The sequence below is a fragment of the Planifilum fimeticola genome, assembly GCF_003001905.1.
Taxonomy (GTDB): domain Bacteria; phylum Bacillota; class Bacilli; order Thermoactinomycetales; family DSM-44946; genus Planifilum; species Planifilum fimeticola.
Map to the genome: position 1 here is coordinate 1 of NZ_PVNE01000054.1, position 6,565 is coordinate 6,565.

Annotated in this window: 7 protein-coding genes; all 7 read left to right on the forward strand. The window is 47.4% G+C overall.

Features of this window, described 5'->3' with window-relative positions:
- The coding region (locus CLV97_RS17440; protein WP_146130502.1) for a transposase at positions 1–267 on the forward strand (267 nt) is incomplete at its 5' end.
- A gap of 165 nt (positions 268–432) precedes the next feature.
- Positions 433–1,800 (forward strand): sigma-54 interaction domain-containing protein, encoded by a 1,368-nt coding sequence (locus tag CLV97_RS17445; protein ID WP_106346801.1) that lies wholly within the window; start codon positions 433–435, stop codon positions 1,798–1,800.
- A gap of 233 nt (positions 1,801–2,033) precedes the next feature.
- Positions 2,034–3,326, forward strand: coding sequence for a CitMHS family transporter (locus tag CLV97_RS17450; RefSeq protein WP_106346802.1), 1,293 nt, complete (start codon positions 2,034–2,036; stop codon positions 3,324–3,326).
- Positions 3,327–3,335: 9 nt separating this feature from the next.
- Positions 3,336–4,652, forward strand: a complete 1,317-nt coding sequence (locus tag CLV97_RS17455; RefSeq protein ID WP_106346803.1) for an acyclic terpene utilization AtuA family protein — start codon at positions 3,336–3,338, stop codon at positions 4,650–4,652.
- The gene (locus CLV97_RS17460; protein ID WP_211295789.1) at positions 4,649–4,966 is read left to right on the forward strand and encodes an AtuA-related protein; all 318 of its coding nucleotides are present in this window, start codon (positions 4,649–4,651) and stop codon (positions 4,964–4,966) included. Before CLV97_RS17455 ends, CLV97_RS17460 begins: the two co-directional genes overlap by 4 nt.
- A gap of 218 nt (positions 4,967–5,184) precedes the next feature.
- Positions 5,185–6,078 carry an MFS transporter gene (locus CLV97_RS17465; RefSeq protein ID WP_146130548.1) on the forward strand — a complete coding sequence of 298 codons (894 nt, stop codon included), beginning with the start codon at positions 5,185–5,187 and terminating at the stop codon, positions 6,076–6,078.
- Between the two features lie 43 nt (positions 6,079–6,121).
- Positions 6,122–6,367: a hypothetical protein gene (locus CLV97_RS17470; protein ID WP_106346806.1), complete on the forward strand. Its 246-nt coding sequence runs from the start codon at positions 6,122–6,124 to the stop codon at positions 6,365–6,367.
- Positions 6,368–6,565 lie beyond the last annotated feature (198 nt).

Genomic DNA, 6,565 nt, shown 5'->3' on the forward strand with positions numbered 1-6,565 from the left:
GACAGCCGTTCTTTCCGAATCTGGTTGCGCCGACGAGGAATCAAGCCCACCATTCCCACCATTCAGCGAAAAAGCCGCAAACCCCGTCGTGGCCGCCCCATCCGTGTGGGAGAGGGATACCGCCGGCGTTGGATCATTGAACGCTGCTTCGGTTGGATGAACAATTACCGTCGGTTGGTGGTTCGATATGACCGATATTTGTATATTTATAGAGCTTTTTGCCTGATTGCATTCATTATTTGGTGTGTGAATCGAATTTTGAAATAGCTTCTACTATCTATTCCATATGATCTGCCAATGTAAAATAGAAGTAGATTGCAAGGATAGCTATAACGAAAAGTTGCGGAAGATATTGAACATAATAATGTTTTGGAAACGTAATTGGGATGAAGTGTATTAGTGGGATACACTTATGAAGAGGGAGGGCACAAAGTGCTTTCAACAGAGAAGGTAGAGTGGTGGAAAGCAATTGTTTCCTCGATAAACGACGGAATACTGGTGATTGACCACGAAGGTATCGTTCGTCTGATTAATCCAGAATATACAAGGATTACTGGGGTCAGGGAAGAGGAAATTATCGGTAAACCATTACACCAACTGCGCCCGGGAGCGAAATTGCCCAATACGTTAAAGGACGGAAAATGCCGAGTTGGGGTGTACCGAAAAGAGGGGAATCGCGAATACGTTGTAGATATGGCTCCAATTATTCTTGAGGGTGAAATTATCGGAGCCGTTTCCGTTTGCAAGAGTTTGACGGAAGTTCATAAACTGACGCATGAACTAAAAAAGAAAAAACAAAAAATTGAACAATTGCAGAGGGCGATTGATTCACTGTATCAGGCTAAATATACCTTTGACCAGATTATCGGTAAAGAGGGTGGGTTAAAACAAACAATTCAGATTGCAGAACGGGCGGCGGAAACAGATCTCCCCGTTTTGATTATGGGAGAAAGCGGCACCGGAAAGGAACTTTTTGCTCAAGCGATTCATAACCGAAGCAACCGCCGAAAGAGGCCGTTTATCCCAGTGAATTGCGCAGCGATTCCTCCAGCATTACTTGAAAGTGAGCTGTTTGGATATGAAGAGGGGTCATTTACCCATGCAAAAAAGGGTGGAAAAATTGGCTTGTTTGAATTGGCTAATAACGGAACGATTTTTTTGGATGAAGTGGGAGATATGCCTTTTGAACTGCAAGCTAAACTGTTAAGGGTATTACAGGAACAAAAGATACGGAGAGTAGGGGGGATGGAAGAGAAAGAAATCAATATACGGATAATTGCTGCAACCAACCGCGATTTAGAACAGCTTGTTTTTAAAAAGCTTTTTCGACAAGATTTGTTTTACCGTTTGAATGTCATCCGTATAGAAATACCCCCACTTCGCGAGCGTAAGGAAGACATCCCCAAGCTAATCAAAACGTTTCTGCGTTCTTCCCTTCGGAACATATTGATTGGTGAGGAGGTCATGAAGTTTTTACAATTATATGATTGGCCGGGAAATGTTAGGGAGTTAAAAAATGCAATTGATTATGCCGTTTGCATGGCTGAGGGTGGAGAGATTCAACTTTGTCATCTTCCGAAATGGATATCTGAATTAGAGGTGGAACCAAAACAAACAAATAGGACGTTACGTGAAGTGATTGAAGAAGCGGAGAGGAAACTGATTCGGGAGACCTTAAATCGGTTTGGGAACGGTATCGAAGAGAAGAAAAAAGCAGCACAAGCATTGGGCATTTCATTGGCTACGTTGTATAACAAGATAAAAAAGTATCACATTGATCCCAACGAAGATAGATTCTAAACAACTAGAAGCAATTTCTACACTATTGGGAATTTATTTTTCGCTATAGATTATCCTTTGGGATGCATAATTGAATGCCGATCTTTCTAATTATGTAGAAATCGATTTCCCTTGAGCGCTATAATGTAGCGCTTTCTTTTTTGGCATTAAATTTGCAGGGTTTGAAAAATGGACTGCTGCACAGATACGTTTATTGCCGGTTAGTGAAGACTCGAAAAGTAGGAGGGAATCTCATGCTGGCGTTGTGGGGATTTTTAACGGTCGCTGTATTTTTGTACCTGATCATGAGTAAGCGGTTGTCTGTGCTGGTAGCGTTAATCATTGTTCCGATGATTTTTGCCCTAATTGGAGGATTTGGTGCAGACATTGGTGAGATGATGCTTGAAGGCATAATAAAGGTTGCACCTACAGGAATCATGGTTGCCTTTGCTGTTTTGTATTTCGGGCTGATGATTGATGCGGGTTTATTTGATCCAATTATTGTCCGAATCGTGTCGCTGGTGAAGGGGGATCCGTTAAAGGTTGTCGTTGGTACGGCAGTTATTACTATGATTGTTGCGTTGGATGGGGATGGTTCTTCTACTTTTATGATCACCATCTCGGCAATGTTGCCGCTTTACAAGAAATTGGGTATTAAACCCCTTATTTTATCTGGTGTGGTTGCTTTAGGAGCTGGAGTCATGAATATCGCTCCTTGGGGTGGCCCTACTGCCAGAGCTATGACGTCTCTGAATGCTGATGCTTCCCAACTGTTCAATCCAGTGTTGCCGGCGATGGCTGCAGGTATTTTGTGGGTGTTAGTGGCAGCGTATTTACTTGGTAAAAAAGAGCGAAAACGACTGGGAGTCATCGACATTGAGTATGACCATCGAAATGAACTGACCACAGAACAGGTGAACGCCAAACGCCCGAACTTATTTTGGTTTAACTTACTGTTAACCCTGGTATTGATTGTCGCCTTGATATTGACTTGGTTACCACTACCTGTGCTATTTATGATCGCGTTCGCCCTGGCTCTGGTTGTGAACTATCCCAAAATACAAGACCAGCAAGAACGATTGAAGAGCCATGCGGGAAACGTAGTGATGGTTTCGACCATGATTTTTGCCGCAGGAATCTTCACTGGGATTTTAACTGAAACGAAAATGGTGGATGCTATGGCCACAAGCTTGGTTTCGATCATTCCTGATTCCTTCGCTTCCCAACTGCCTATTCTCGTGGCGATTACCAGTATGCCGCTCAGCTTGGTCTTTACACCTGATGCGTATTATTTCGGGGTATTGCCGGTGATCAGTAAATCAGCCGCTTCATTTGGGATTGATCCGATTCAGATTGGCCGTGCTGCTATATTGGGACAGATGACGACTGGTTTTCCGTTAAGTCCACTAACTGCTTCTACATTTATCTTGGTGGGGATGTCAGGAGTGGAGTTGGGAGATCATCAGAGGTTTATATTTAAATGGGCATTCGGAACAACGATTGTGATGACAATTGTTGCTTTGCTTACGGGAGCTATCCAAGTTTGAGGTGATATGATGATTCGCATTGGATCTGGAGCTGGCTTTGCCGGTGACCGTTTGGATCCTGCTATTGTTCTTGCAGAAAAAGGGGAAATTGATTATCTCGTTCTAGAATGTTTGGCTGAGCGTACAATCGCACTGGCTCAAAAGCAGAAGAGGCATGATCCAACAAAGGGGTATAATGAGCTGTTGGAAAAGAGGATGAATCTTCTCTTACCACTGATTCAACAAAAGCGTTTTCGCCTGATTACTAATATGGGAGCAGCCAACCCGATTGCCGCCGCGGAAAAGATTGTCGAAATCGCTTATCGACACAATATACCGATACGTGTGGCTGCGGTGACAGGAGATGACGTTCTACAGCATATCTCTTCTGATGAAGTGACGCTTGAAACGAAAGAGCCGTTGTCTCGTTTTGGGGAAATCATTTCAGCAAATGCATATCTTGGGGCGGATGCGCTGTTGCCTGCTCTGGAGACCGGGGCTGACATTATTATAACAGGACGAGTTGCCGATCCGTCATTATTTGTTGCTCCGATGGTTTATCATTACGGGTGGTCGTTGGATGATACCAATCGAATCGCACAAGGCACTGTAGTGGGACACCTACTAGAGTGCGCTGGGCAAATCACAGGTGGCTACTTTGCAGACCCCGGGAGAAAAGAAGTACCAAACCTTGCGGCTCTGGGATTTCCCTATGCCGATATAGCTTCGGACGGTACTGCTTTCATCAGTAAAGTGGCAGGTACTGGAGGTATAATCACCCTTGCCACTGTGAAAGAACAGCTCCTATATGAAATTACCGATCCTACTCAATATGTTACGCCGGATGTCATCGCCGATTTTACAACGGTTCATCTACATGAAGTCGGTCCGGACTGTATCGAGGTATCCGGTTGTAGGGGGAGGTTTCGCCCCTCCACGCTAAAGGTCAGCGTGGGATATCATGCAGGTTTTCTAGGGGAAGGGGAGATCTCTTATGCCGGAACGAATGCACTAGCACGTGCAAAACTAGCGGGAGAAGTGGTATCTCAAAGATTACAGGATGAGTATTCCGAGCTTCGCATTGATTACATTGGTTGTACATCCCTTCACGGGATGTCTTTTGGAGAGGGTGCCCCCTATGAAGTTCGACTGAGGATTGCCGGAAAGGCGCTGTTCAAAGAACAAGCGGAACGAATCGGAGAAGAAGTGGAGGCTCTTTACACCAACGGACCAGCTGGTGGTGGAGGAGTACGAAAATACGTAAACGAATTGGTTGGAATCGTTTCCGTTACCATCCCGAGGGAAAAAGTGATTCCACAGGTTATAATACGGGAGTGGGGCAAATGAGGAAAAAATTATACGAAATAGCTCATTGTCGTGCCGGTGACAAAGGAAATACACTTATATTATCACTTATCTGTTACAATGAGCGAGATTTCCCCCTGTTACGAGAAAAAGTAACAGTAACGAAAGTAAAACAGCACTTCCGGAAAATCGTGGCTGGTGACGTGATTCGCTACGAGTTACCTCATATTGCTGCACTTCAATTTGTTTGTCATAATGCCTTAAGCGGGGGAGTAACAACTTCTCTCGCTATGGACTCTCATGGAAAAAGTTTGAGCTCTTTGCTTTTGGAAATGGAGATCGAGTTAACTCATTAATCCCAAAGAAGTGAAGTTATCCAGCATTTGTTTGACATATCAGTCCAACTTGCGTTGGTTTATGGACAACCTTCCCAAATTTGTTCCTTTATGCTCCTGTTAGATTTAGAAAATATTGGACAAGTACCGCTTACGCGGGAAAGGACTATATCGTACGAATAACAATGGAGTGCCCCAGAGGCGCTCCTTGATTTTTATGATTGGAGGAGAACGGGATCGTGTCGGAAAAACGGTCCGCGCAACGCGGCCGGGTGATGTTTCTGTTTCTGGCGGCAAGTCAGGTAGTCTCGGCTCTGGGAACCGGTCTTGCGCTCTTCGCCATTCAGTGGGAGCTGTGGACCCGGCTTGAATCGGGGTTGGCCCTTGCCGCCTTATGGGTGTTTGTGGCCATTCCTTATATCGTGCTGGGCCCCATTGCCGGTGTCTGCGTCGATCGCTGGGACCGGAGAAAGATCTTGCTGGGTTCCGATTTATTCAGCGGGTTGGTTACCGCTGTTGCGGTATTGGGTATGAGCATTGGCCATGCGCCTGTGCCCTTGCTGTATGTTGTGGCTTCGGGCGTGTCCTGTTGCAACAGCTTCCAAGGCCCGGCGCTTCAGTCCTCCATTCCCCGGCTGATTCCCCGCAGTCGTCTGGCCAGGGCAAACAGTTTCCTGGAGTTCGGAATGCAAAGTTCCCGGATTCTGGCGCCGGCCTTTGGAGGCCTTCTCCTGGCCACAGGATGGAGCGCCGCCCATCTGCTGCCACTGGCCGCCCTCTCGTTTCTTTCCGCCGCGCTCTCCCTGGTCTTTGTGCGGATTCCTTTCCCAAAGGTGTCGCAAAGGGGGGAAGAAGCCGATCAGGAGCGTAAGGTGACACTGTTGTCAGACCTTTCCGGCGGGGTGCGTTTTTTGCGCTCCCAGCGGGCATTGCTTTTGCTCATGATGCTGGCTGCAATCGTCTTCCTCGGGAGTGGTCTAAATGTTCTGATTCCTCAACTCGTCACCCAGGTGTTTCAGGGAGGGCCCCGGCTGTTTGGCATGATGGAAGCTTCGCTGAGCGGTGGAGCCCTTCTCGGGAGCGTCATTCTCCTGATGTGGGGGGACCTGAGCGAAGAGCCGCGGGGATCTTGACCTCCCTTGCCGTCGCCGCCCTGGGAGGGGCTGGGTCTGCTGGGTGATTTCCGATACCCTGGCACTGACCCTGTTCCAGGAGGCGGTTCCAGCCCATGTTCAGGGGAGGATCTTCTCCTTGAAAAGGGCTTTGGAGCAGTTTACATGGCCGGTCAGTTCCCTGTTGACCGGGCTCGTGGCCCCGGCCGTCCTCCGGGCGGATCGCTTTCTCGTCCTCAGCGGATTGCTGAGCTTTGTCGCGGTCACCGCCGTGACGTGGTGGCGATTTGTTCGGCGGCCGGAACATTGAAGGGATGACGGGGACGCCGGCAGATTTGCCGGACATTCCAAGATGAGCATGTTCTCGCCGGAGTTGGGTTGACCGGCCGGGATGCCGTTGTCCGGCTTTCTAGTGCCCCTTCAGGCAACCTTGATCTTGTTTTGTTCTTTTAAGATGGCTTCGTGATGTTTGTTTTTGTTGCGCCAACGGATGTATGCTTGGATGGCT